The organism is Tessaracoccus bendigoensis DSM 12906, assembly GCF_900141915.1.
GTDB lineage: Bacteria > Actinomycetota > Actinomycetes > Propionibacteriales > Propionibacteriaceae > Arachnia > Arachnia bendigoensis.
The window spans coordinates 1-2,126 of record NZ_FQZG01000142.1; the positions used below are offsets into that span (position 1 = coordinate 1).

General features: G+C 53.3%; 2 rRNA genes. Both read left to right on the forward strand.

Going from position 1 to position 2,126, the window contains the following annotated elements:
• Nucleotides 1-201, forward strand: a 16S ribosomal RNA gene (locus BUC15_RS18750); the annotation flags it as partial.
• A 356-nt stretch (nt 202-557) separates the two neighbouring features.
• Nucleotides 558-2,126: ribosomal RNA gene (locus BUC15_RS18755) — 23S ribosomal RNA — on the forward strand; the annotation flags it as partial.

Sequence of the window (2,126 nt, forward strand, 5' to 3'; positions counted from 1 at the left end):
CTAGTAATCGCAGATCAGCAACGCTGCGGTGAATACGTTCCCGGGGCTTGTACACACCGCCCGTCAAGTCATGAAAGTCGGTAACACCCGAAGCCGGTGGCCTAACCTTTTTGGAGGGAGCCGTCGAAGGTGGGACCGGTAATTAGGACTAAGTCGTAACAAGGTAGCCGTACCGGAAGGTGCGGCTGGATCACCTCCTTTCTAAGGAGCTTTTGGCGGGCTGGCCCTGTTTGGGTTGGTTCGTTCATGTGCCTGGTTCCAGGGCTTGTGTTCCTGGCTGGGTGAGCTACTGGTTTGTGGAACATTGATTTTGGATTGGTTGTTTGCTGGTTGGTTAGTACTGCTTGGTTCTTTTTGGGCTGGGTGTGGAAGGCTGGTTGGTGGATGGTTTTTTCCTTGAAGCACGTTGTTGGGTCCTGAGGGGTCGGTTGTTTTTGCAGCGCTCTCTGGTTGCGGACTGGTTGTTCCTGGGCGCCTTGTTTGGTGTTTGGGGGTGCTGGGCCCGCCCGTATTTTGAGAACTTCACAGTGGACGCGAGCATCTTTGTAGTGATTTTTTGACAAGCTACTAAGTGCGATCGGTGGATGCCTTGGCACCAAGAGCCGATGAAGGACGTTGTAACCTGCGATAAGCCATGGGGAGCTGGTAAACGAGCTTTGATCCGTGGATTTCCGAATAGGGAAACCTTGAATTTCCGGAGTCATGTCCGGCGACCTCTGCCTGAATGTATAGGGCAGTTGGAGGGAACGTGGGGAAGTGAAACATCTCAGTACCCATAGGAAGAGAAAACAATTGTGATTCCGTTAGTAGTGGCGAGCGAACGCGGAAGAGGCCAAACCTTACTTGTGTGATAGCTGACAGGCGTTGCAGGTTGGGTGTTGTGGGGCCGTTTTGGTTGCGCTGTCGAGCAGCTGGAGAGTTATAAATGATCAGTGAAGTTGAAGTAGTCTGGAAAGCTACAGCATAGCGGGTAATACTCCTGTAGACGTAAGTTGGTCACTCTTTAACGTTACCCCAAGTAGCACGGAACCCGTGAAATTCCGTGTGAATCTGGCGGGACCATCCGCTAAGCCTAAATACTCCTTGGTGACCGATAGCGGACAAGTACCGTGAGGGAAAGGTGAAAAGTACCCCGGGAGGGGAGTGAAATAGTACCTGAAACCGATCGCATACAATCCGTCGGAGCCTCTTTTTTGGGGTGACGGCGTGCCTTTTGAAGAATGAGCCTGCGAGTTAGTGGTATGTGGCAAGGTTAACCCGTGTGGGGTAGCCGTAGCGAAAGCGAGTCCTAATAGGGCGTTTGAGTCGCATGCTCTAGACCCGAAGCGGAGTGATCTATCCATGGCCAGGTTGAAGCGACGGTAAGACGTCGTGGAGGACCGAACTCACTTGGGTTGAAAACCGAGGAGATGAGCTGTGGATAGGGGTGAAAGGCCAATCAAACTCCGTGATAGCTGGTTCTCCCCGAAATGCATTTAGGTGCAGCGTCGCGTGTTTCTTACCGGAGGTAGAGCACTGGATGGTCTAGGGGGCCTAAAAGCTTACCGAAATCAGCCAAACTCCGAATGCCGGTAAGTGAGAGCGCGGCAGTGAGACAGTGGGGGATAAGCTTCATTGTCGAGAGGGAAACAGCCCAGATCATCAGCTAAGGCCCCTAAGCGTTAACTAAGTGGAAAAGGATGTGGAGTTGCGGAGACAACCAGGAGGTTGGCTTGGAAGCAGCCACCCTTGAAAGAGTGCGTAATAGCTCACTGGTCAAGTGATTCTGCGCCGACAATTTAGCGGGGCTCAAGTTAACCGCCGAAGCTATGGCATTCGCATGTGTGACGGTAACGTCGTGCGGATGGGTAGGGGAGCGTCGTGTGCGCGTTGAAGCGGCGGGGGGACCTAGTCGTGGAGAGCACACGAGTGAGAATGCAGGCATGAGTAGCGAAAGACGGGTGAGAAACCCGTCCGCCGAATATCCAAGGGTTCCAGGGTCAAGCTAATCTGCCCTGGGTAAGTCGGGACCTAAGGCGAGGCCGACAGGCGTAGTCGATGGACAACGGGTTGATATTCCCGTACCGGCGAAATATCGTCCGTGCTGAATCGAGTGATGCTGAGCATGCGAGGTCTGGTGATGTCTT